Genomic DNA, 21,073 nt, shown 5'->3' with positions numbered 1-21,073 from the left:
CACCACATCCCGGCCTCGCTCCCCCGGCGAGATCGGCGATCCGGTCAGGGTCAGGGGTGGTAGGTCACCTGCTCGGCCATCTGGAGAACCTGCTCCTTGGTGAAGGCCTCGGGCGCCTGCAGGACGAACGTGGTGCCGTCCTCGAACTGCGCCTGCAGGTACCACCCCTCGTAGCGGTGACCGTCGACCACGTAGCCGATGTCGACGCGGACCAACTGCGCGGGACGACCGTTGACGGTCACGTCCAGCTGCGGGCCGATCGGTCCGCTGATCGACTCCCGGACCTGGCCGGCAGGGATGACGTCCTCGGGTAGCGGGATGTGGACGGTCAGGTCCTGCGCCTCGTGGGCGTCGTTCGCCAGCGTGAGGACGCGACCCATCTTGTAGGCCCGGATCGACCACCCCTCCGGTGCAAGTCCGACGTCGAGCGTGGCCGGCTGCGGACGGTCCACCAGCGAACCGGCCACCTCCTGCAGCTGCTCCGCGTCGGCGTATTCGCCGTGGCCGAGGAGGGAGACCCACTGGTCGTCGTGGCGCTCCCAGCTGAGCCACGCGAAGCGGCGGCGCTCGGTCACGCAGCCCTGGTCGGTGTCCTCGACGCACCAGTCCCGCTCGTACGTCACCACCTCCACCTCGTCGTCGCCCAGGGACACGCCATCGACGTCCAGCTCCTGGTAGCCCGGAGCCCCGTCGTCACCATGACCGGTGCCTTCCGGCGCGTCGTCGCCGACGTAGATGGTGAAGCCGTCCTGCCCCGACGCGTCGTCGTAGGCGGCGATCGAGGCACCGTCCCCGTTCCCGTCGAAGGCCGGCCGGAGCCCCTCGGGCGCCGGATCCAGCGAGAGCGGGAAGGTGGGGACGTGGAAGTCCACCAGGCGGACGCTCCCCGGCGGCGGCCCGACCGGGTGGGGAGCGGCGACGACGACCGCGGCGGTCCAGGCGGCCGCGGCGGTGACGGTGGCCAGGCCGACGCGGACGACGACCCTCCGGCGCGGGCGTCGCCGGAGCCCCGGGCCGTCGATCTCGTCGAGCAGCGCCGCGCGGGCGGCGGACCGGGCGGCCAGGGACAGCGGCGGCGCCTCGGGGCCCGCCTCGCGGAGCAGCGTGAGGTCGTTCATCGGTCCTCCTCCTCGGAGATCGGGTCGAGCGGGGAGATGTCGCCGAGCGCGGCACGGGTGAGCCGCCGGGCGCGGTGGAGGCGGGAGCGGACGGTGCCCACGGGCACGTCGAGCACTGCGGCGATCTCCTCGTAGCCGAGCTGCCCCCAGGCCAGCAGCAGGAGCGCGTCGCGGTCGCGGGGCTTGAGGCCGGCGAGCGCGGCGGCCAGGGGGCCGCGCAGCGCCGCGGCGTCCAGCCGGTCGGCGGCGTCGCCCGGGTCGTCGCCCGGGCGGTCGGGTTCGGCGGCGGCCCGGGCCAGCGCCCGGTACCGGCGCTGCTCGGTGCGCCGGTGACCGTGCACCAGGTTGGTCGCGATGCCGAGCAGCCAGGGCCGGACCTCCACGTGCTCGGGACGGTAGGCCGCCCGGCGCCGGAAGGCGATGAGGAAGGTCTCGCTCAGCAGGTCGTCGGCCAGCTCGCCCACGCGGCGGCCCAGGTAGCGGTGCACGGCCGAGGCGTGCCGGTCGAACAGCGGGGCGAACTCCGCCGGATCGTCGACCGAGCGGGCGATCAGCTCGGCGTCGCCGGGGAGGGCGTCGGGCATCGCCCGCAGCCGTGGGGGCTGGGCGGGTGGACCGGCGGACCGGTGCAGCGCCGTCGGGGTCACGGCACGTGATGATCCGGCCGCGATGGGTGAAGTGGTCACAACCCTTGATGTCCGGAGTGGCGGATCCGGTTCACGGCCGTTCCGCCACCCCGGTTCTCCGCCGGAGACCCCCCTGAGTTTCCGCGGAAAACCACCCCTGACTTTCCGCGGAAAACCAACCCGGGGTCAGCTGCCGCAGTTCTCCTCGCCGTAGGTGCCGACCGTGTCGGCCGCTGACGCGAACTCCTGCGCGTCGTCCTCGCTCAGGTCCCCGCTCCCGATCGCGGCCTCCAGGTCACCGTCCGAGGGGAAGTTCTCGGCCAGGAAGTCCGCCGCCTCCTGCACGTCGTCGCCCGCGTCGTCGGGCACGTTCTCGCTCAGCTCCTGGAACCTGTCCTTGGCCTGGTCGACGTCGGCCTCGTCGAGCTGGTCGATGGCCTGGAACTGCTCGCAGAAGTCCTCCACGCTGGCACCGCCGCAGGCGCTCAGGCCGAACGGGAGGGTGGCCGCGGCCGCGACCAGGACGAGCTTGCGGATGCGCATGGGGGTCCCTTCGAGCGGGGCGGCCGTCCGGCCGCCTCCGGTGCCGTCGGCACACCCTCACACACCGGGCGGAGGCAACCGGTCCCCGCCGTACCCGGATCGGCTCAGCGCCCGCCGAGCCGCTTCTCGAAGAAGAGGGAGTCGGCCGCGTCCGGATCCCCGGCGTAGGCACCGAAGGCGCCGATCCGCCGGTACCCCGCGCCGGCGTACAGCCCGACCGCCTCCGGCTGCCGGGACCCGGTCTCCAGGCGCAGCGTCGTCCACCCACGGGAGCGGGCGGCGTCCTCCAGCGCACCGAGCACCGCCGTGGAGACCCCCCTGCCGCGGGCCGCCGGCACGACGTACATGCGCTTCACCTCGGCCTCGCCGTCCGCGAGCTCGCGCAGCGCGCCGCAGCCGAGCGCCGTGCCGTCCCCGTCCCGGGCCACGACGACGACGGCGACGTCCGCCGCTGACGGGTGCGCGCCAGGCTCCTCCTTGCCGCCGTAGCGGGCCCGGATCTCGTCCTGCTGGTCGGTGGTGAGCCGCCGGACGTCGGCGTCGTCCCAGGCGGCCGCCTCGATGATCACGCAGCGGATCCTCGCAAGAGCGGCCCGGCGTCCCGGCGGTACCGTCCGGACCGAACCCACCGCGAAGGAGCACCGTGCCGGTCGACCGCGAACTGCCCACCCCCGAGGCCGCCGATCTGCTGGCGCTCACCCGCGAGATCGCCGACGCCGAGCTCGCGCCGAAGGCCGCGTCGTACGAGCGCGAGGAGCGCTTCCCGCGCGAGGTCTTCCGGACCCTCGGCGAGGCCGGGCTGCTGGGCCTGCCGTACCCCGAGGAGGTGGGTGGCGGCGGCCAGCCCTACGAGGTCTACCTCCAGGTGGTCGAGGAGCTCGCCGCCCGCTGGGCCAGCGTCGCCCTCGGCGTCAGCGTGCACACGCTGGCCTGCTCCCCCGTCGCCCACTACGGCACCGAGGCCCAGCGCCGCGACCTGCTGCCCGAGATGGTCGGCGGGACGCTGCTCGGCGCCTACTCGCTGTCGGAGGCGCACGCCGGCTCCGACGTCGCCGCCATGCGGGCCACGGCCACCGCGACCGACGACGGGTGGATCGCCCGCGGCGAGAAGGCGTGGGTCACCCACGGCGGGCACGCGGACTTCTACTCGACGTTCCTGCGGACGCCGGCGGACGGCGAGCGGGGCATCTCCTGCTTCCACCTCACGCCCGACCTGCCCGGGTTCAGCGCCGCACGGCCCGAGGAGAAGATGGGCCTGACCGGCTCGACGACGTCGGCCATCCGGCTCGACGAGGTCCCGGTCCCGGCCGACCGGCTGGTGGGCGACCCGGGCCGCGGCATGGCGATCGCCCTGGGTGCGCTGGACTCCGGGCGGCTGGGCGTCAGCGCCGTCGCGGTGGGGCTCGCGCAGTCCGCCCTGGACGTCGCCGTCGCCTACGCCGTGGAGCGGGAGGCCTTCGGCAAGCGCATCGCCGACCACCAGGGCGTGTCCTTCCTGCTGGCCGACATGGCCGCGGCCGTGGAGTCCGCTCGCGCCACCTACCTGGTCGCCGCCCGCCGCAAGGACGCCGGGAAGCCGTTCTCCCGCCAGGCCAGCATCGCCAAGCTCGTGGCCACCGACGCGGCGATGAAGGTGACCACCGACGCCGTCCAGGTGCTCGGCGGCGCGGGCTACACCCGTGACCACCCGGCCGAGCGCTACATGCGCGAGGCCAAGGTGATGCAGATCTTCGAGGGCACCAACCAGATCCAGCGCATGGTCATCGGCCGCCACCTGACCGCGGGGACGGTGCCGCCCGCCGGCTGACGGGTTCCACGTGGAACCGGTGACAGCTGTCAGTGGTTCCGGCGGGGTGCCGCGGACCAGACTGGTGTCCCCGATCCAGGAGAGCACCGTGGCCCAGCCCCACCTGCGCGCCGCCGATTCCGACCGCGCCGCCGTCGCCACCACCCTCGGCCGTGCGATGTCGGAGGGCCGGCTGACCGTCGCCGAGTACGACGACCGGCTGGCCCGGGTGTACGCCTCCCGCACCTACGGCGAGCTCGCCGAGCTCACCGCCGACCTGCCCGCGGTCGCCGCCCGTCCGGTGCAGGCGCGGTCGGCACCCCCGGCGCCCGCCTGCGGTGGCCGGCGCCACGGAGGCAGCCACCACGCGGTCGCCTGGGGTTCGTGGTCCAGCACCGCGGTCATCGTGCTGCTCGTCTGGGGCATCACGTCGCTGGCGGCGGGCCGGTTCCTCTCCTTCTGGCCGTTCTGGGTGATCGTGCCGTGGGGCGCCGTCCTCCTGGTGGGCCAGGTCTTCGGCGGCGGCCGCGGCGCGGGGGCCACCGACGGCGGGTGGGGTGTGCGGGAGGTACCCGGCCGCTGAGCGGCGGAACCTGGAGCGGGATCGTGCATCCGGCCGCCGGGACGAGGGGCGCAGCACGACGGGTGGGCCGGGCACGACGGGGTAGGGCGGCACGGGGTGGGGCGCGACCCGCTCCGCGGCGGGCACCGCCGCACCGACGTCCCAGGAGGAACCGTGCACTCGATGACCGAGCGCTTCACCGTCGCGCTGCACACGCTCGACAGCGACCGCGACGCCGGGCCGATGCTCGAGCTCACCGCGGACGACGCCCGGCTGGTCAAGCTGGACGAGCACCACGAGACCTCGGGCAAGGACGGCGCGAAGGTCTTCTGGGAGGACTACCGCAACGTCTTCGGCGACCTGGAGACCACGTTCACCCACTCCGTCGTCGGGGAGAGCAGCGCCGCCCTGGAGTGGACCTCGACCGGCACCCTGCGCAGCGGCAAGCCCTTCACCTACCGGGGCGTCACGGTCATCGAGGGCGACGAGGACCGGCTCAGCGGCGTCCGCACCTACTATGACTCGGCGGCCTTCCTGCAGGGCACCGGCGGATCGGCCTGACCGCCGGACGGGACGAGCGCCGGCCCCCGTGGGGGACCGGCGCTCGCTCTGCGTCTGGTGGGCAAGGGGGGAGTTGAACCCCCACGTCCTTTCGGACACACGGACCTGAACCGTGCGCGTCTGCCATTCCGCCACTTGCCCTGGCGAGGGAAGACAGTAGCAGCCGGGCCCTGTACCCCCGGGAGGGGGTCGATCGTTGGCCGGTCCCGGGACGACGTCCGGGGCGTCGTGGCTTCCGGAGCAGTCAGCCGCGCCCGGCCCGGCTACGATCACGGGTGGCACAGGCGGATCATCGGACGAGCGCAGAGGAGCGACTGTGGGTGTGCTGCAGCGCTTCGAGCGCCGGCTCGAGGGCATGGTGGGTCTGGCCTTCGCCCGGCTCTTCAAGGGCAAGGTGCACCCGGCCGAGATCGCCAAGGCCCTGCAGCGCGAGGCCGACGAGCAGCGCTCGATCATGGGCGAGGGCCGCGTCCTCGCCCCGAACGTCTACGTCGTGCGCCTCGGCGAGACCGACTTCGCCCACCTCGGGCAGTGGTCCGACCAGCTCGCCGGCGAGCTCGCCGACATGGTCACCGAGCACATCGAGGACGAGGGCTACCAGGTCTTCGACAAGGTCACCGTGCAGCTCGAGCAGGACGAGGAGCTGACCACCGGCGTCTTCGAGGTCAGCTCACACGTCGCCGACCCGGCGCGCCCCGCCCCGCGGGCCGAGGTAGCGGCACCGGCCAACGGGCACCCCGCACTGCCCCCGCTGCCCCCGCTCCCGCCGCTGCGCGGCGGCCGGAGCGCCACCGACACCGGCAAGCAGGGCCCGACGATGATCGGCCGCGCCGGCTCGCGGAACACGACCACGCACGTCCTGGTCGTCGACGGGCCCGGCACGCGGCACGAGCTGTCCACCGGCCGCAACGTCATCGGCCGCGGCACCGAGGCCGACATCCGCCTGCCCGACACCGGGGTGAGCCGCAAGCACGTCGACGTCGTCCTCGACGGCGGCGTCGCGACGGTGGAGGACCTCGGCTCGACGAACGGCACGCTGGTCAACGGCCGGCGCGTCACCCGCCAGCCGCTCAGCGACGGCGACGTCATCCGCATCGGCCACTCGGTCCTGGTCTACCGGCAGGACGGGGCGTGACCGGATCCGCGCCGTCGCAGCAGCTCAGGACGGCTCAGCACCCTCCTCGCCGAGGTGCCGAGCCGACCGGCGCCGGGGTGGTGCCCCGGTGAGCGAACTCGTCCTGCAGATCTTCCGGTTCGGCTTCCTGCTGCTTCTCTGGCTGTTCATCTTCGCCGCGTTCCGCGTCGTGCGCGCCGACCTGTTCGGCGGGCGCCCGGGCCGCGTCGCCTCGGTACCGCCGCGCTCGGCCACGCCCAAGAAGCGCGGCCACCGGGGCCCCCGCTCCCTCGTGGTCACCGCCGGCCCGCTCAGCGGCACCAAGATCACCCTGGGTGACCAGCCGATCCTCATCGGCCGGGCCGACGACTCCACGCTCGTGCTGACCGACGACTTCGCCAGCTCGCGGCACGCACGGCTCACCAACCGTGGCGGCCAGTGGTACGTCGAGGACCTCGGCTCCACCAATGGCACCTACCTCGACCAGCAGCGCGTCCAGGGCCCGCTGCTGGTGGCCCCCGGCCAGCCGATCCGCATCGGCCAGACCGCACTGGAGCTGCGTTCGTGACGCTGGTTCTCCGCTATGCCGCGCGTTCCGACCGCGGTCTCATCCGTGGCAACAACCAGGACTCGGTCTACGCCGGGCCCCGGCTGCTGGCCGTGGCCGACGGCATGGGCGGCCACGCCGCCGGTGACGTCGCGAGCAAGGTGGTCATCGCCGCGCTCGAGCACCTGGACGACGACGCGCCCTCCGGCGACATGCTGCAGGCGCTGCGCGGCGCGGTGTTCGACGGCAGCGAGCACCTGCGCGAGGTGATCCGCGAGTCGCCCCAGCTCGAGGGAATGGGGACGACGCTCACCGCGATCCTGTTCGCCGGTGGCCGGCTGGCGCTCTGCCACGTCGGCGACTCCCGCGCCTACCTGCTGCGCGACGGCCAGCTGTCGCAGATCACGCACGACGACACGTTCGTCCAGACGCTGATCGACGACGGCCGCATCACGCCCGAGGAGGCCAACACCCACCCGCAGCGCTCCCTGCTGCTGCGGGCGCTCAACGGCCAGGAGGTCGAGCCCGACCTCTCCATGCGCGAGGTGCGCGCCGGCGACCGCTACATGCTGTGCTCCGACGGCCTCTCCGGCGTCGTGAGCGAGGAGACGCTGGCCGACGCGCTGCAGGACCCGGACCCGCAGGCCACCGCGGACCGGCTGATCGAGCTGGCGCTGCGCAGCGGCGGCCCGGACAACATCACCGTGATCGTCGCCGACGTCGTCGAGGACACCGGCGGCCGTGGCCGCCTGGATCCGGTCGTCGACGGCGCCGCCGGCGACAACGTCGGCCAGCGGCAGGTCGACGCGCGCTCGGCCGCCGGCCGCGCCGCGCTGGCCGATCCAGCCCCCGCGCCCCCGCCGACACCCACACTGCCGACGGGCGGCGGCCCCTCCGCCCGCCGCCGCCCGCTGCGCATCCTCCTGGTGGCGGGGGCCCTCCTCACCGTGCTGGTGGTGGGGGCGATCGGTGTGTACGTCTGGGCGCTCAACCACTGGTTCGTGGGGGTGAGCGGCAGCGGCGACGACCAGCAGGTCGCCGTCTTCCGGGGACTGGACGTCTCCGTGCTCGGCATGGATTTCTACGAGCTCGAACGCGGCACCGACCTGGCGGTCTCCGACCTGACCCCGGCGGCCCGCACGCGGGTGCGCGGCAGCATCACCGCCGACGACTCCGGCCACGCCGACCGGATCCTCGACGCGCTGCGCGAGCAGCGGCTGCCGGTGTGCCGCACCGGGACGAGCGGCGCCGCCCAGGCGACGCCGTCCACGCCGCCGGCGGCCGAGAGCCCCCCGCAGGAGCCCGTCACCGGGGAGCCGGAACCGACCGGGCCCCCCGCTCCCGACGCGACGGCGACCGCCTCGTCGTCGGCCCGGACGACCACGTCGTCCGAGCCGGGGGTGAACTGCCGGGAGGCGAGCTAGTGAGCGCCGAGGGCCCCGGTCCCCCACCGGAGGTGTGTTGATGCCCGGACCCGTCACCGACCCGCGCGGCACGCCGGCCTCGGACACGCCCACCCGGCGGGGCACCGAGGCGGTGCTGCTCGGCTTCGCCGTGCTCATCACGGTCGTCGCCCAGGTCATCGTGGACCTCACGGTCACCGGCTCGCTCCGGCCGGAGATGGCCGGCTTCAGCGTGTGGATCTCCGCGTTGTGGGTCGTCGCGCACCTCGTCGTCCGTAGGTGGGCCGCCTACGCCGACCCGCTGCTCCTGCCCTCGGTCGCCCTTCTCGTGGGCCTGGGGCTGACGGTGATCCACCGGCTGGACCTCGCCGCCGAGCAGGTCGGCAGCACGATCACCCGCGAGGACGCCCCGGTCCAGCTGATCTGGGCGACGCTCGGCGTCGCGCTCTTCGTCGCCCTGCTGATCGTGGTCCGCGACCACCGCACGCTGTCCCGCTTCGCCTACACGCTGGCCCTGCTGGGCATCGTGCTGCTCGCCCTGCCGGCCGTCCTGCCGGCATCGATCTCCGAGGTCAACGGCGCGAAGATCTGGATCCGGGTGGCCGGCTTCTCCATCCAGCCCGGCGAGTTCGCCAAGATCTGCCTGGTCGTCTTCTTCGCCGCCTACCTGGTCGACAAGCGGGACGTCCTGGCGCTGGCCAGCAAGAAGGTGGCCGGGCTCGAGCTGCCGCGCGGCCGTGACCTCGGCCCGGTGCTGCTGGCCTGGATCCTGTCGATCCTCGTGCTGGTCTTCGAGCGCGACCTGGGCAGCTCGCTGCTGCTCTTCGGCATCTTCGTGGTGATGCTCTACATCGCCACGGAGCGCGCGAGCTGGCTGTTCATCGGCCTGCTGCTCTTCGCCGGCGGCGCGCTGATCGCCTACCAGGCGTTCGGCCACGTGCGCGCCCGCGTGGACACCTGGCTCGACCCCTTCGCCTACATCGACGGCGCCGGCTACCAGCTGGTCCAGTCGCTGTTCGGTCTCGGCACCGGCGGGCTGTTCGGCGCCGGGCTGGGCGGCGGCCGCCCCGACCAGGTGCCGGTGGCCAAGAGCGACTTCATCGCCTCGGCCGTCGGCGAGGAGCTGGGCCTGTTCGGCCTGGTCGCCGTCATCGTCGTCTACCTGATCCTGGTCGAGCGCGGGCTCCGCACCTCGCTGGTCGTCCGGGACGCCTTCGGCAAGCTGCTGGCCGCGGGCCTCGCGTTCGCCATCGCCTGGCAGGTGTTCGTGGTCCTCGGCGGGGTCACCGGGCTGCTCCCGCTGACCGGTCTCACCACGCCGTTCCTGGCCTACGGCGGTTCCTCGCTCGTGGCCAACTTCGTGCTCGTCGCGCTGCTCGTGCGGATCAGCGACGCCGCCCGCCGGCCGGTCGCACCGCACGCGACCCCCGTGCGCCTCGGCGACGCCCCGACCGAGGTGGTGACGCCGTGAACGCACCCCTGCGGCGGGTGGCGATCAGCGTGCTGGTGCTGTTCACGCTGCTGATCATCAACGTCAACATCATCCAGGTCGTGCGCTCCGACGAGCTGCGCAGCGACGAGCGCAACACCCGCGTGCTCGCCGAGGAGTACGACCGCGAGCGCGGTTCGATCATCGTCAACGGCAACGAGATCGCCGTCTCGGTGCCCACCGACGACCGGCTGGAGTACCTGCGCACCTATCCGCAGGGGCCGTTGTACGCGGCCGTGACGGGGTACTACTCGCTGGTGTACGGGAACACCGCCCTGGAGCGCGCCGAGAACGACGTGCTGTCGGGTGAGGACTCCCGGCTGTTCGTCCGCCGCATCGCCGACCTCTTCACCGGTCGAGACCCCGCCGGCGGCGACGTCGTCACCACCCTGGACCCGGCCGTCCAGGAGGCCGCCATGGCCGGCCTGGAAGGCGTGACCGGCGCCGTCGTGGCCCTCGATCCCTCGACCGGAGCGATCCTCGGCATGGCCAGCACCCCCACCTACGACCCGGCGCTGCTGTCCAGCCACGACCCCGGGGCGATCCGCGCCTACATGGAGGAGATCACCGGGACCGACGGGCCGGACCCGCGGGTGAACCGGGCGATCGAGAACAACTACCCGCCCGGCTCGCTGTTCAAGGTCATCGTGTCGGCCGCGGCGCTCCAGGAGGGGTACACACCGGAGACGGTCGTGCCGGCGCCCGACGAACTCACCCTGCCGCAGACCAGCACCAAGCTGCGGAACTTCAACAACTCCCGCTGCGACGCCAGTCAGGAGCAGCGGCTGATCGACTCCCTGACCATCTCGTGCAACACCGCCTTCGCGCAGCTGGGCATCGACCTGGGCGAGGACAAGATCCGCGACATGGCGGCGGCGTTCGGCCTGGACGACGAGAAGATGGAGATCCCGCTGGTGGTCGCCCCCAGCGGCGTCGGCGACATCGAGAGCGACGCCGCCCTGGGGCAGACGTCGATCGGTCAGCGCGACGTGCGCATGACGGTCCTGCAGGCGGCGATGGTCGCGGCGACCGTGGCCAACGACGGCGTGCAGATGAAGCCCTACCTCGTCGACGAGGTGCGGGCCCCCGACCTGACGGTCATCGACGAGACCGATCCCGAGGAGCTGCGCGAGCCGATCTCCGCACAGATCGCCGACCAGCTCACCGAGATGCTGATCAGCGTGGTCGACCGGGGCTCGGGCCGGGCCGCCCGGCTCCCGGGCATGGAGGTGGCCGGCAAGACCGGCACCGCCCAGGTCCGGGCCGACGTCCCCGACCACAACTGGTTCATGGGGTTCGCCCCGGCCGACGAACCCCGGATCGCGGTCGCCGTCTTCGTCGCCAACGGCGGCGGGACCGGGGGCGACGTGTCCGCCCCCATCGCCCGCGACGTCATGGCGGCCTTCTTCGAGGGACGGGGCTGATGGCACTCGGCATCGGGAGCCTGCTGGCGGGGCGCTACGAGATCACCGCGCCGATCGCCACCGGGGGGATGGGCGAGGTCTGGAAGGCCCGCGACCAGGTGCTGGACCGCATCGTCGCGGCCAAGGTGCTCAAGTCCGAGTACACGAACGACCCCAGCTTCCTGGCGCGCTTCCGGAACGAGGCCCGCCACACCGCTGCCCTATCGCACCCGAACATCGCCTCGGTCTACGACTACGGCGAGACGACCGACGACAGCGGCACCCAGACCCTGGCCTTCCTCGTCATGGAGTTCGTCGAGGGCCAGCCGCTGGTCACGATCCTGCACGAGGAGGGCCGGCTCCCGGTCGACTGGACGCTGCACGTGCTCAGCCAGTCCGCCGACGGACTCTCCGCCGCCCACCGGGCCGGCGTCGTGCACCGCGACATCAAGCCGGGCAACCTGATCGTCCGCCCCGACGGCGTGGTGAAGCTGACCGACTTCGGCATCGCCCAGGCCCGCGACGCCGCCCCGCTCACCCGCACCGGCATGGTGGTGGGCACCGCCCAGTACCTCTCCCCCGAGCAGGCGCAGGGGATGGAGGTCAACGCGGCCTCGGACGTCTACTCGCTCGGCGTCGTCGGCTACGAGTGCCTGACCGGCGCCCGCCCGTTCGACGGCGCCTCCCAGGTGGCCATCGCACTGGCGCACATCAACCGCCCACCGCCGCCGCTGCCCGCCGACATCCCGGCCCCGGTGCGGCTGCTCGTGGAGCGGGCCCTGGCCAAGGACCCCGCCGACCGCTTCGCCGACGGAGGGGCCTTCGCCGACGCCGTCCGCCGGGTCGCCGCCGGGGGCAGCGTCGCCGCCCCTGCCGCGGCCGCCGCGGGAGCCGCCGCTGCCGCCGCCGCGTTCTCCCCGCCGACGGCGCCCACGCAGATCGTCGACACCGCTGCCGCGGCGGACCGGACGCAGATCTTCGCCACGCCCGCGGCCGGCATGCCCGCCGTGTCCCCGGCCACCGCGGGGCGCCCCATGCCGCCGCTGCACGCGCGGCCGGACGAGGACGAGGAGTGGCTGCCCGAGGAGGAGCAGCCCCCTGGCAACCGCCGTCGCTGGGCCTGGGTGGCGGCCGCGGTCGTGCTCCTGCTGCTGCTCGGCGGTGCGGTCGGGCTGCTGATGTCCGGGAGCGGCGGCCAGGACGACACCGGCGTCGACCCCACCACCACGCCGAGCAGCACCAGCGCTGCCCCCACCGCCGTCGTCGTCGACGCGGCGGCCCTCATCGGCCGCCCGGTCGACGAGGTGGCCGCCGAGCTGGACCAGGCGGGCCTCGTCCCGGAGCAGCGGGCGGCCGACGACGACCTGCTGGCCGGGGTCGACCAGGTGCTGGACGCGGGCGACGTCGCCGCGGTCACGCCGTCCGGCTCGGTCCCCGTCGGCGGGACCGTGACGCTCTACTACGCCGCGGAGCCCTGGGACCCCGACGCCGAGGTCGAGGAGGAGGAGCCGGCGCCGGAGGAAGAGGAGGAGGAGCCGGTCGAGACGCCCGCCCCTACCAGCCAGCCGAGCACCACCCCGTCCACCTCCGCCACTCCGACGACTGCGGCGACGACCTCGGCGACGACCTCCCCGCCGCTCGGTGGCAGCTCCGCCCCGGCCGTGACCAGCCCCACGGACGCCGAACCGACCGGCGATGGGGCGCAAGCGACGGGTGAGAACCAGGGGCAGGCAGCGCCGACAGGGGCCGGCGGCCAGTGAGCCCGCTGGCCGCCGCTTCCCGGGATCCGGGCGTTCCGGCGGTTAGGCTCGCCGACGGCGCGCCGTCCGCCACGCCGAGCGACGCAGGACGTCGGACCGGCGGGACGCCCAGCACGCACCGAACCGCCCGAGAGGACCGTCGATGACCACGCCGCAGCTGCTCGGCGAGCGTTACGAGATCGGTGGGGTCCTGGGCCGCGGCGGCATGGCCGAGGTCCACCACGGGCGCGACCTGCGGCTGGGCCGCGAGGTGGCGGTGAAGGTGCTGCGCAGCGATCTGGCCCGCGACCCGTCGTTCCAGGTGCGCTTCCGGCGCGAGGCGCAGGCCGCCGCCTCCCTGAACCACCCGGCGATCGTCGCCGTCTACGACACCGGCGAGGACCGCACGCCGGCAGGCGCGACGCCCTACATCGTCATGGAGTTCGTCGAGGGCGAGACGCTGCGCGACGTGCTGCGCCGCGAGGGCGTGCTGCCGATCGAGCGAGCGATGAGCCTCGCGGCCGACATCTGCGGCGCCCTGGACTTCAGCCACCGCAACGGCATCGTGCACCGGGACGTCAAGCCCGGGAACGTGATGATCACGCCGCAGGGCACGGTCAAGGTCATGGACTTCGGCATCGCCCGCGCGGTGTCGGACTCCGCGGCCACGATGACCTCCACGGCTGCGGTGATAGGGACCGCCCAGTACCTGTCCCCTGAGCAGGCCCGCGGCGAGGGCGTCGATGCCCGGTCCGACGTCTACTCCCTGGGCTGCCTGCTGTACGAGCTCGTCACCGGGGCCCCGCCGTTCACCGGCGACTCACCGGTTTCGGTCGCCTACCAGCACGTGCGCGAGGACCCTCGGCTGCCGTCGTCGATCAACCGGGACGTGCCGCCGGAGCTGGATGCGATCCTGCTCAAGGCGATGAGCAAGAACCCGGCCAACCGCTACCAGTCGGCCGCGGACATGCGCAACGACCTGCTCCGGGCGCTCGCCGGGCAGCGGGTCGAGGCCACGCCGGTCATGGGCGAGGACGAGAAGACCGCCATCATCGGCGCACCGGTCCGGGGCTACGGGTACGACGACGACTGGTCCGACGAGGACGAGCAGGCCCGCCGGCGCAAGCGGCGCATCATCGCGATCGTCTCCGTCCTCGCGGTGCTGCTGCTCGGCGGGGCGATCGCGGCGGCGCTGATGATGGACAGCGATCCACCCCCTGTGGCCCAGGAGGTCCGCGTGCCCACGCTCGCGAACCTGACCGAGGCCGACGCGCGCAGCGCCATCGAGACGGCCGGCCTGACCGTCGGCGACGTCGAGACCGTGCCGCACCCCTCGGTCCCGGAGGGCAGCGTCGTCGAGAGCCTCCCGGCGGCCGGTGCCATGGTGGAGGAGGGCAGCGCGGTCGACCTGAGCGTCAGCGGAGGACCGGACACCGTCACGGTTCCCGGCGTCGAGGGGCTGACCGAGGAGCAGGCCCGGGCGAACCTCGAGGCCGCCGGGTTCACCAACGTCTCCGTCCGGCCGGTCGACTCGCTCGAGGTCGACGAGGGGCGCGTCGCCGCCGTGACGCCCGCGCAGGGCTCGCAGGCCGCACGCACCGCCGCGATCACGCTCAGCATCTCCACCGGCACCGTCGAGATGCCGGACGTGCTCAACCAGAACGAGGCGCAGGCCCGTGCCCTCCTGCAGGAGGAGGGCATCGGCGCCGGGCAGATCGACGTGCAGGACGTCGAGCGCGACGACGTCGCGGAGGGCACCGTCGTCGAGACCGACCCGCGGGCCGGCACCGACGTGACGTCCGGCGACACCATCACGCTGCTGGTCGCCGTCCCGGTCCCGGCCGAGGAGCCGACGCCGACCCCGACCCCTACGCCGACGCCGGTGCCGGACACCGACAACGACCCCACCACGCCGCAGTGACCACGCCGCGCTGACGACGGGCACGATCGACGAGGGCCCTCTCCCACGGGAGAGGGCCCTCGTCGTTGCCGGGGGAAGGATCAGGCGATGGCGGACGACAACCGGTGCGCCGCGGTCTCCGCTGCGGTGACGACGTCCTCGTCCGGCGCCAGCCCGCAGGAGGCCAGCCAGGTGGCCAGCATCCGGTGCCCGCCCTCGGTGAGGACCGACTCCGGGTGGAACTGGACGCCCTCGACGGGGAGTTCGCGGTGCCGCAGGGCCATCACCAGACCCGACGGGGTGTGCCCGGTGACCTCGAGCTCGGCGGGCACCGTGGCCGGGTCCACCGCCAGCGAGTGGTAGCGGGTGGCGGTGAAGGGGGAGGGCAGACCGGCCAGCACGCCGTGACCGTCGTGGACGACCTGGCTGGTCTTGCCGTGCAGCAGCTCCGGCGCCCGGACCACCTCGGCACCGAACGCCTCGGCGATCGCCTGGTGCCCCAGGCACACGCCCAGGACCGGCGTGCCCTGCTCCGCGGCCGCGCGCACCATCGGGACGGTGACGCCGGCGTCGGCGGGTGCCCCCGGCCCGGGGGACAGCAGCACCCCGGCGACGTCGAGGTCGGCGAGCTCGTCGACGCGCACCGCGTCGTTCCGCCGGACCACGCAGCGGACGCCCAGCTGGCCCAGGTACTGCACCAGGTTGTAGACGAAGCTGTCGAAGTTGTCGACGACGAGGACCGGACGGTCGGCGGTGGTCATCGCGGTCGCTGGCTCCTCGCTGGTCGGCTGGCCCCGCCCGGCCCGGCGACGGGATGGCCGATCAGCCGGTGGAGGCGTGCTGCAGGGTGAGGCCGCCATCGTAGGCGGGCACCGCGACCGACGGCCGCTCCCGTACCTCGAACGTGAGTCCGAACGCCTCCACGGCCTGGCGGAAGACGGCCACCTGGGGGGAGTCCGCGAGGGTGCCGCGCAGCGCGGAGGAGTCGACGACCGCCGACACCACGAACGGCGGGGAGTAGGTACGCCCCTGCAGCAGCAGGGTGTTGCCCACGCACCGGACGGCGCTGGTGGAGACGAGGCGCTGGTCCATGACGGCCACGCCCTCGGCGCCGGCGGCCCACACGGCGTTCACGACCGCCTGCACGTCGCTCTGGTGGATGACCACGTCGTCGGGCCGGGCACCGCCCGGGAGGCTGCCGTCGGGGCGCTGAGGGGCGTCGTCGAGGGTGATGACGACGCCGGCCCCGCTCACCGGGCTCAGTCCGGCCGCTGCCTCTCCGGCCGTGCCGGCGGCCCGCGCCTCGGCGACGGCGCCGTCGATCGTCGCCGCCTCCTCGGTGAGGTCCTGCACCCGCTGCTCCAGCTGGGTCAGCTGCTGGGCCTGGCGGGCGACCGCGGCATCACGCTCGCGGATCAACTCGGAGAGCTGGGTGACCTCTCCGGCGCGCAGGTCGGTGCCCTGCGCGGCGCTGCCGGATGTGGCGAACAGCAGCCCGGCGGCCAGGGCCACCACCGGCACCAGCGCGCTCCAGGCGGAGGGGCGTGCACCCCGCAGCAGGGACCGGGCCACGCCCACCTCCTCCGACGACGCGGCGCCGGTCGGATGAGGTGACGGCGTCCGCGTTCCTCTGGAGTTTAGGCTGGGCGCAGTCACGGCCGGGGAGGACGAGCCCGGCCCCCCGGAGGGAGTACGCGGTGCCCAAGTCCAAGGTGCGCAAGAAGTCGGGGTACACACCGCCGGAGGACGCGCTCCGCTCACGGGGTGCGCAGGCCAAGGTGCTGCAGCCGAGCCCCCGGTGGTACCTGGCGCTGATGGTCGCGCTGTGGCTGATCGGCCTGCTGTGGATCGTCGTCTACTACGTGGCCGGCGACCAGATCCCGTTCATGGTGTCCCTGTCGGCCTGGAACTTCGCCATCGGTTTCGGCGCCATGGTCGGCGGCCTGATCATGTCGATGCGCTGGCGCTGAGCGATCGGTAGCGTGGCGCAGCGTTGAACTTCGCGGATCTTGTGGGGTGATGGCGGCAACTTGATTGAGGAGTAGCCGCTGTGTCGATCACTACCCTGGCGCTGACTGCTGAGCTGCCCGAGCTCGGCGAACTGCTGACCTGGTCGCAGCTGGAGGCATGGGCGGTGGCGATGCGCGAGGAGCTGCCTGCGGCCGCGCTGGCCGCGGCGCTGGAGGACCTGCAGGACCGGCTGATCGACCAGGTGTGCGGGCCGAAGTGGCTGCCGGTCCGGGATCTTCCGGCGCCGTTCGGTTGTCCGGGGTGCGGGGTGATGAGCGACTTCGCCCGCAAGGGCAAGCGCACCCGGCCTCGCCGGTTCGACACCGCCGCCGGGATCGTGCGCATCCAGTTGGCCAACGTCGGTTGCCGGGCCTGTGGCCGGGTGTTCGCGCCGCTGCTGCTCCTGCTCGATCTGTCGGGCAAGCGGCGTACTGACCGGCTGATGCTGGAGCTGGCCGAGTTGGCGGCTCAGATGTCGTTTGCCCGGGCCGGTGCGGTCGCCGCTTCATTCGGGGTGCCGGCGTCGGCGGGGCGGGCGCATTCGGCGGTCGCCGATCTGGCGCCGATGCTGGAGGGGATCGGCCAGCCGCATGCGCCGGGCGCGCCGACCGGCGCTGACGTGGTGATCCTTGATGGCACCGGGATGCGGGCGGGTCCGCGGCGGCTGGGCGTGAACGGCAACATCGCCCTGGGTCTGACCGGCCGATCCGGGCCGCGCCGGCGCCGGCGGGCGGCCACGGTGTTGCTGGGTCTCACCCTGGCCCAGCCGTGGTCGGCGATGGCCGAGCAGCTGCGGGCGCTGCGCCCGCCGGTGGTCGTGGTCGTCGACGGCGAGCTGGCCATCACCAAGCTCGCCGAGGACGTCTGGCCCGACGTGCCGATCCAGCGCTGCTGGTGGCACCTGCCCCGGGCACTGCGATGGGCGCTGTATGCCGACAAAGCGCCGTCTCCCTGGGCCAACGCCAAGCGCACCGAGCTGGTCGACCTGCTGCACCGGGTCGCCCGCGAGCGGCTCACCCACGCCCAGGCGCTGGCCGCCTACGACACCTTCGCCGCCACCATCAGCACCGAAGGCCACCACGCCGCCGGCGAGCTGCTCGCCGGCGCCCGCGACCAGGTCTTCACCTGCCTGCGGCCCGACGTGCGCGCCCGCCTGGCCCACCTCGGCGGCCCTGAACTCGGCTCCGGCGTCCTCGAGCGGGTCATGCGAGAACTCAACGCCCGCACCGATATCGGCGGCAGCCGCTGGTCCGTCGACGGACTCCGCGACCTGATCACCGTGCAGCTGGCCCGGATGACCCATCACCCGGCCTGGACCACACTGAACCAGTCCCTACGCCCACCCAACGCCATCAACTTCAAGATCGCCGTGGCGAAGTTCAACGCTTCCTGACGCTACCGAGCGATCGCTCCCGAGGCCCTCGTCCCCCCAGGGGACGGGGGCCTCCGTCGTCCCGGGGCAGGACGACACCGCGAGCCGGTCGGCGATGGTCGTGCTTCCGCCGCTGTGCACAGCGGCGGGCGTCGTCCACAGGTCGACATGGCGCTCCACCCCCAGGGTTGTCCACCACGTGTGGAGGGAGCCGTCCCCCCAGATCCAGTCTGACCTGTGCTTTTGCCGCTCGTGGGACTCGTGTGACAGGACGTCCAGCTGCGTAACTACAGCAGTGTGAGTCTGTCCCCAGCTGTGTACCCAGCTGTGGACGAATCGACATGTCCGTGCGGACGGGTCGGTGACCGCCCTCCGTCCCTACCCTTCTGACCTGGGCATATCCCGTCACGCACCGGGTGTGGACGGACCCGTCCCGTCACGACGCCGCCGGGATCAGGCGTCGAGCAGCTCGAGGACGGTGGCGTTGGCCATCCCGCCGCCCTCGCACATCGTCTGCAGGCCGTACCGGGTCCCGGTGGCCTGCATCCGGTGCACGAGCGTGGTCATGATCCGCGCGCCCGAGCCGCCCAGCGGGTGCCCGAGCGCGATGGCGCCACCGAGCGGGTTGACCCGAGCGGCGTCGGCACCGGTGTCGGCCAGCCACGCCAGAGGCACCGGGGCGAACGCCTCGTTCACCTCGAAGATGCCGATGTCGTCGACGGACAGCCCGGACCGGGCCAGCACCTTCTGGGTGGCCGGGATCGGGGCGGTGAGCATGATGACCGGGTCGTCGCCGGCCATCACCGTGGTGTGGATGCGGACGAGTGGGCGCAGCCCGAGCTCGCGCGCCTTCTCGCTGGTGGTGACGAGCAGCGCCGCGGACCCGTCGGAGATCTGGCTGGCGTTGCCGGCGCTGATGACGCCGTCCTCCTTGAACGGGGTCTTCAGGGAGGCGAGCTTCTCCAGGGTGCCCCCGGGTCGGATGCCCTCGTCGGCGCTGATGACCGTGCCGTCCTCGAGGGTCACCGGGGCGATCTCCTCGTCGAAGGCCCCGTCGGCCTGGGCCTTGGCGGCCTTCTCGTGCGAGGAGAGCGCGAACTCGTCGAGCTGCGTGCGGGAGAAGCCCCAGCGCTCGGCGATCATCTCGGCGCCGATGCCCTGGTTCGGGTGGACGCCGTCGTAGCGGGCCATGAACGTCGGGCCCAGCGGGGTGCCGGCCGACCCGTCGCCCCGGGCGGCGCCCATGGGCACGCGGCTCATCGACTCGACGCCACCGGCGACGACGACGTCGGCCTGGCCGCTGATCACCGTCGCGGCGGCGAAGGCGACCGCCTGCTGGGAGGACCCGCACTGGCGGTCGATCGTCGTGCCGGGCACCGACTCCGGCCACCCGGCGGCCAGAGCCGCGTTGCGGCCGATGTTGAAGGTCTGCTCGCCCACCTGGCTGACGCAACCCCAGAAGACGTCCTCGACGACGGCCGGGTCGATGCCCGACCGCTCGGCCAGCGCGTTCAGCACGTGGGCGGACAGGTCGACGGCGTGCACGCCGGAGAGCCCTCCCCCGCGCTTGCCCACCGGCGTACGGACGGCGGCACAGATGACGGCATCACGCATGGACCCACTCCTCGTCGTCGACGATCCGGTGCGGCCGGGACGGCCACCTGTCGCGATCGTATGTTCCGCGTGCCGCCTGGCAGGCTGTGGACGTGCAGTGGTCGCCCCCCACGGTGGTCCCGGCAGCCCTGGCCGCAGGTGGCCTGCTCCTGGGCGCCGTCACCGTCGCCCTCGACGACGCCGGCCGGGTCCTCGTCGGGGCCGCGGCCCTGCTCCTGCTGCTGCTCGCCGTCCGCGACCTCCTGCTGCGCCCCCGGCTCGCCACCGCCGACGACGGCCTGGAGGTGCGCACGCTCACCGGACGGCGGGTGCTGCCGTGGGGTCTGCTGCGGGTCCGGGTCCGCACCGGGCGCCGCTGGGGGACCACGGTGTCCACCCTGGAGCTGGACACGGCCGCCGGTCCGGACGACGACGGCGTGCTCGTGGTCCTCGGTCGCTGGGACCTCGGCGCCGATCCTGCCGACGTGGCCGCGGCCCTGGCGGACAGCGGCCGGACCTCTGGCTAGACCGTGACCGCCGCGAGGGCGGGCACGGTGAGGGCCAAGGCGAGCAGCACGACCGCGATGGCGGCGAGCCCGGCGCCCTGGAGAGCCGGCCGACGACGCGCCGCGACCAGCAGCGCCGCGACGACGGCCCCGGTGACCAGGCCGCCCAGGTGGCCGAGCAGGGACACCCCGGGGAGGAAGCTGATGAACACGTTGATGGCCAGCAGCACGAGGATGCCGCGGATGTCCTGCCGCCGGAGCACCATCAGCACACCGAGGGCGCCGAGGAGCCCGTAGATGGCGGTGGAGGCACCGGCCACCGGGCGCAGCGGCTCACCGAAGAGCTGGATGACCGTGGAGCCGCCCAGCGCCGAGACCAGGTAGAGGCCCAGGAACCGCCACCGGCCCAGCTGCCGCTCCAGCTCCGACCCGAAGACCAGCAGCGCGAGCATGTTGAGGGCCAGGTGCACCAGCCCGATGTGCAGGAAGGCGGCGGTCAGGAGTCGCCACGGTTCGCCGAGCTGGACGAGCAGCGGCACCTGGGCGAGGGCCTCGAACACCGGGGACCGGTAGTTGTCCAGCGGCGCGGAGCCGGCCAGCCCGGCCGACACCGCCGTGACCAGGAACATCGCGACGTTGGCCGCGATGAGGGCCAGGGGCACCGCCCCCCAGCGGGCGACGGCGCCGCGCAGACCGCTGCCGGTGGACCGGACGCGGCGCACGGTCGCGGCGCCCTCGCGGACGCACTCGGGGCACTGGAACCCGACGGAGGCCGGGATCATGCACTCCGGGCAGATCGGT

21 protein-coding genes and 1 tRNA gene are annotated in these 21,073 nt (G+C 73.5%); 13 read left to right on the top strand and 9 right to left on the bottom strand.

Features of this window, described 5'->3' with window-relative positions; genetic code table 11:
* Positions 1 to 50: 50 nt before the first annotated feature.
* From C5507_RS13995 to C5507_RS13980, 4 genes are all read right to left on the bottom strand, one after another.
* The gene (locus C5507_RS13995; RefSeq protein WP_104529128.1) at positions 51 to 1,118 is read right to left on the bottom strand and encodes a hypothetical protein; all 1,068 of its coding nucleotides are present in this window, start codon (positions 1,116 to 1,118) and stop codon (positions 51 to 53) included.
* Positions 1,115 to 1,765: an RNA polymerase sigma factor gene (locus C5507_RS13990; RefSeq protein WP_242611246.1), complete on the bottom strand. Its 651-nt coding sequence runs from the start codon at positions 1,763 to 1,765 to the stop codon at positions 1,115 to 1,117. Before C5507_RS13990 ends, C5507_RS13995 begins: the two co-directional genes overlap by 4 nt.
* A 165-nt stretch (positions 1,766 to 1,930) precedes the next feature.
* Complete coding sequence (locus tag C5507_RS13985) at positions 1,931 to 2,287, bottom strand: hypothetical protein (protein WP_104529127.1); 357 nt, start codon at positions 2,285 to 2,287, stop codon at positions 1,931 to 1,933.
* 104 nt (positions 2,288 to 2,391) lie between these two features.
* Positions 2,392 to 2,856 carry a GNAT family N-acetyltransferase gene (locus C5507_RS13980; RefSeq protein WP_104529126.1) on the bottom strand — a complete coding sequence of 155 codons (465 nt, stop codon included), beginning with the start codon at positions 2,854 to 2,856 and terminating at the stop codon, positions 2,392 to 2,394.
* Between the two features lie 74 nt (positions 2,857 to 2,930).
* Between C5507_RS13980 and C5507_RS13975 the strand changes: the two genes are divergently transcribed.
* The 3 genes from C5507_RS13975 to C5507_RS13965 all read left to right on the top strand — a co-directional run bounded on the left by C5507_RS13975 (position 2,931) and on the right by C5507_RS13965 (position 5,196).
* The gene (locus C5507_RS13975; RefSeq protein WP_104529125.1) at positions 2,931 to 4,094 is read left to right on the top strand and encodes an acyl-CoA dehydrogenase family protein; all 1,164 of its coding nucleotides are present in this window, start codon (positions 2,931 to 2,933) and stop codon (positions 4,092 to 4,094) included.
* A gap of 88 nt (positions 4,095 to 4,182) precedes the next feature.
* Complete coding sequence (locus tag C5507_RS13970; RefSeq protein ID WP_104529149.1) at positions 4,183 to 4,656, top strand: DUF1707 SHOCT-like domain-containing protein; 474 nt, start codon at positions 4,183 to 4,185, stop codon at positions 4,654 to 4,656.
* Between the two features lie 162 nt (positions 4,657 to 4,818).
* Complete coding sequence (locus C5507_RS13965) at positions 4,819 to 5,196, top strand: nuclear transport factor 2 family protein (protein WP_242611394.1); 378 nt, start codon at positions 4,819 to 4,821, stop codon at positions 5,194 to 5,196.
* Between the two features lie 55 nt (positions 5,197 to 5,251).
* Here C5507_RS13965 and C5507_RS13960 read toward each other — a convergent pair.
* Positions 5,252 to 5,337: transfer RNA gene (locus C5507_RS13960), tRNA-Leu, on the bottom strand.
* Between the two features lie 175 nt (positions 5,338 to 5,512).
* On the opposite strand from C5507_RS13960, the gene C5507_RS13955 reads away from it, so the two are divergent.
* From C5507_RS13955 to pknB, 7 genes are all read left to right on the top strand, one after another.
* Positions 5,513 to 6,331: an FHA domain-containing protein gene (locus C5507_RS13955; RefSeq protein ID WP_104529123.1), complete on the top strand. Its 819-nt coding sequence runs from the start codon at positions 5,513 to 5,515 to the stop codon at positions 6,329 to 6,331.
* A gap of 88 nt (positions 6,332 to 6,419) precedes the next feature.
* Entirely contained in the window at positions 6,420 to 6,878 is a 459-nt protein-coding gene (locus tag C5507_RS13950) for an FHA domain-containing protein FhaB/FipA (protein WP_104529122.1), read from the top strand.
* On the top strand, positions 6,875 to 8,281 hold the full coding sequence (locus tag C5507_RS13945) for a PP2C family protein-serine/threonine phosphatase (RefSeq protein ID WP_104529121.1): 1,407 nt from the start codon (positions 6,875 to 6,877) through the stop codon (positions 8,279 to 8,281). The genes C5507_RS13950 and C5507_RS13945 overlap by 4 nt, the downstream gene beginning before the upstream one ends.
* Before the next feature lie 40 nt (positions 8,282 to 8,321).
* Complete coding sequence (locus tag C5507_RS13940; protein ID WP_104529120.1) at positions 8,322 to 9,731, top strand: FtsW/RodA/SpoVE family cell cycle protein; 1,410 nt, start codon at positions 8,322 to 8,324, stop codon at positions 9,729 to 9,731.
* Entirely contained in the window at positions 9,728 to 11,173 is a 1,446-nt protein-coding gene (locus C5507_RS13935; RefSeq protein WP_104529119.1) for a peptidoglycan D,D-transpeptidase FtsI family protein, read from the top strand. The genes C5507_RS13940 and C5507_RS13935 overlap by 4 nt, the downstream gene beginning before the upstream one ends.
* Positions 11,173 to 12,912: a serine/threonine-protein kinase gene (locus C5507_RS13930; RefSeq protein ID WP_104529118.1), complete on the top strand. Its 1,740-nt coding sequence runs from the start codon at positions 11,173 to 11,175 to the stop codon at positions 12,910 to 12,912. Before C5507_RS13935 ends, C5507_RS13930 begins: the two co-directional genes overlap by 1 nt.
* Before the next feature lie 142 nt (positions 12,913 to 13,054).
* Positions 13,055 to 14,812, top strand: a complete 1,758-nt coding sequence (pknB, locus tag C5507_RS13925) for a Stk1 family PASTA domain-containing Ser/Thr kinase (RefSeq protein ID WP_104529117.1) — start codon at positions 13,055 to 13,057, stop codon at positions 14,810 to 14,812.
* Positions 14,813 to 14,892: 80 nt separating this feature from the next.
* Here pknB and C5507_RS13920 read toward each other — a convergent pair whose 3' ends face one another.
* A complete protein-coding gene (locus tag C5507_RS13920; protein ID WP_104529116.1) occupies positions 14,893 to 15,552 on the bottom strand; it encodes an aminodeoxychorismate/anthranilate synthase component II in 660 nt (219 codons plus the stop codon).
* A 61-nt stretch (positions 15,553 to 15,613) separates the two neighbouring features.
* A complete protein-coding gene (locus C5507_RS13915) occupies positions 15,614 to 16,363 on the bottom strand; it encodes a DUF881 domain-containing protein (protein ID WP_104529115.1) in 750 nt (249 codons plus the stop codon).
* Positions 16,364 to 16,488: 125 nt separating this feature from the next.
* Here C5507_RS13915 and crgA point away from each other — a divergent pair, with 125 nt between their 5' ends.
* Together crgA and C5507_RS13905 are read left to right on the top strand one after the other, a co-directional pair.
* On the top strand, positions 16,489 to 16,761 hold the full coding sequence (gene crgA / locus C5507_RS13910) for a cell division protein CrgA (protein ID WP_104529114.1): 273 nt from the start codon (positions 16,489 to 16,491) through the stop codon (positions 16,759 to 16,761).
* Positions 16,762 to 16,841: 80 nt separating this feature from the next.
* Positions 16,842 to 18,194, top strand: a complete 1,353-nt coding sequence (locus tag C5507_RS13905) for a transposase (protein WP_104529113.1) — start codon at positions 16,842 to 16,844, stop codon at positions 18,192 to 18,194.
* 432 nt (positions 18,195 to 18,626) lie between these two features.
* On the opposite strand, the gene C5507_RS13900 is transcribed toward C5507_RS13905, so the two are convergent.
* Positions 18,627 to 19,787 carry a thiolase family protein gene (locus C5507_RS13900; protein ID WP_104529112.1) on the bottom strand — a complete coding sequence of 387 codons (1,161 nt, stop codon included), beginning with the start codon at positions 19,785 to 19,787 and terminating at the stop codon, positions 18,627 to 18,629.
* Between the two features lie 92 nt (positions 19,788 to 19,879).
* On the opposite strand from C5507_RS13900, the gene C5507_RS13895 reads away from it, so the two are divergent.
* Entirely contained in the window at positions 19,880 to 20,293 is a 414-nt protein-coding gene (locus C5507_RS13895; protein ID WP_104529148.1) for a PH domain-containing protein, read from the top strand.
* On the opposite strand, the gene C5507_RS13890 is transcribed toward C5507_RS13895, so the two are convergent.
* The gene (locus C5507_RS13890; RefSeq protein WP_104529111.1) at positions 20,290 to 21,054 is read right to left on the bottom strand and encodes a rhomboid family intramembrane serine protease; all 765 of its coding nucleotides are present in this window, start codon (positions 21,052 to 21,054) and stop codon (positions 20,290 to 20,292) included. The genes C5507_RS13895 and C5507_RS13890 overlap by 4 nt on opposite strands.
* Positions 21,055 to 21,073: the final 19 nt, after the last annotated feature.

It is taken from the genome of Blastococcus saxobsidens, from assembly GCF_002938435.1.
Classification (GTDB): domain Bacteria; phylum Actinomycetota; class Actinomycetes; order Mycobacteriales; family Geodermatophilaceae; genus Blastococcus; species Blastococcus saxobsidens.
The sequence above is the reverse complement of the archived record's forward strand: the minus strand, read 5'-3'. Positions and strand labels throughout refer to the sequence as shown.

Coding starts and splice junctions, on each gene's coding strand:
- C5507_RS13965 (WP_242611394.1), top strand. CDS start 4,819: ATGACCGAGCGCTTCACCGTCGCGCTGCACACGCTCGACAGCGACCGC.
- C5507_RS13920 (WP_104529116.1), bottom strand. CDS start 15,552: ATGACCACCGCCGACCGTCCGGTCCTCGTCGTCGACAACTTCGACAGC.
- C5507_RS13940 (WP_104529120.1), top strand. CDS start 8,322: ATGCCCGGACCCGTCACCGACCCGCGCGGCACGCCGGCCTCGGACACG.
- C5507_RS13995 (WP_104529128.1), bottom strand. CDS start 1,118: ATGAACGACCTCACGCTGCTCCGCGAGGCGGGCCCCGAGGCGCCGCCG.
- C5507_RS13890 (WP_104529111.1), bottom strand. CDS start 21,054: ATGATCCCGGCCTCCGTCGGGTTCCAGTGCCCCGAGTGCGTCCGCGAG.
- C5507_RS13985 (WP_104529127.1), bottom strand. CDS start 2,287: ATGCGCATCCGCAAGCTCGTCCTGGTCGCGGCCGCGGCCACCCTCCCG.
- C5507_RS13930 (WP_104529118.1), top strand. CDS start 11,173: ATGGCACTCGGCATCGGGAGCCTGCTGGCGGGGCGCTACGAGATCACC.
- C5507_RS13900 (WP_104529112.1), bottom strand. CDS start 19,787: ATGCGTGATGCCGTCATCTGTGCCGCCGTCCGTACGCCGGTGGGCAAG.
- pknB (WP_104529117.1), top strand. CDS start 13,055: ATGACCACGCCGCAGCTGCTCGGCGAGCGTTACGAGATCGGTGGGGTC.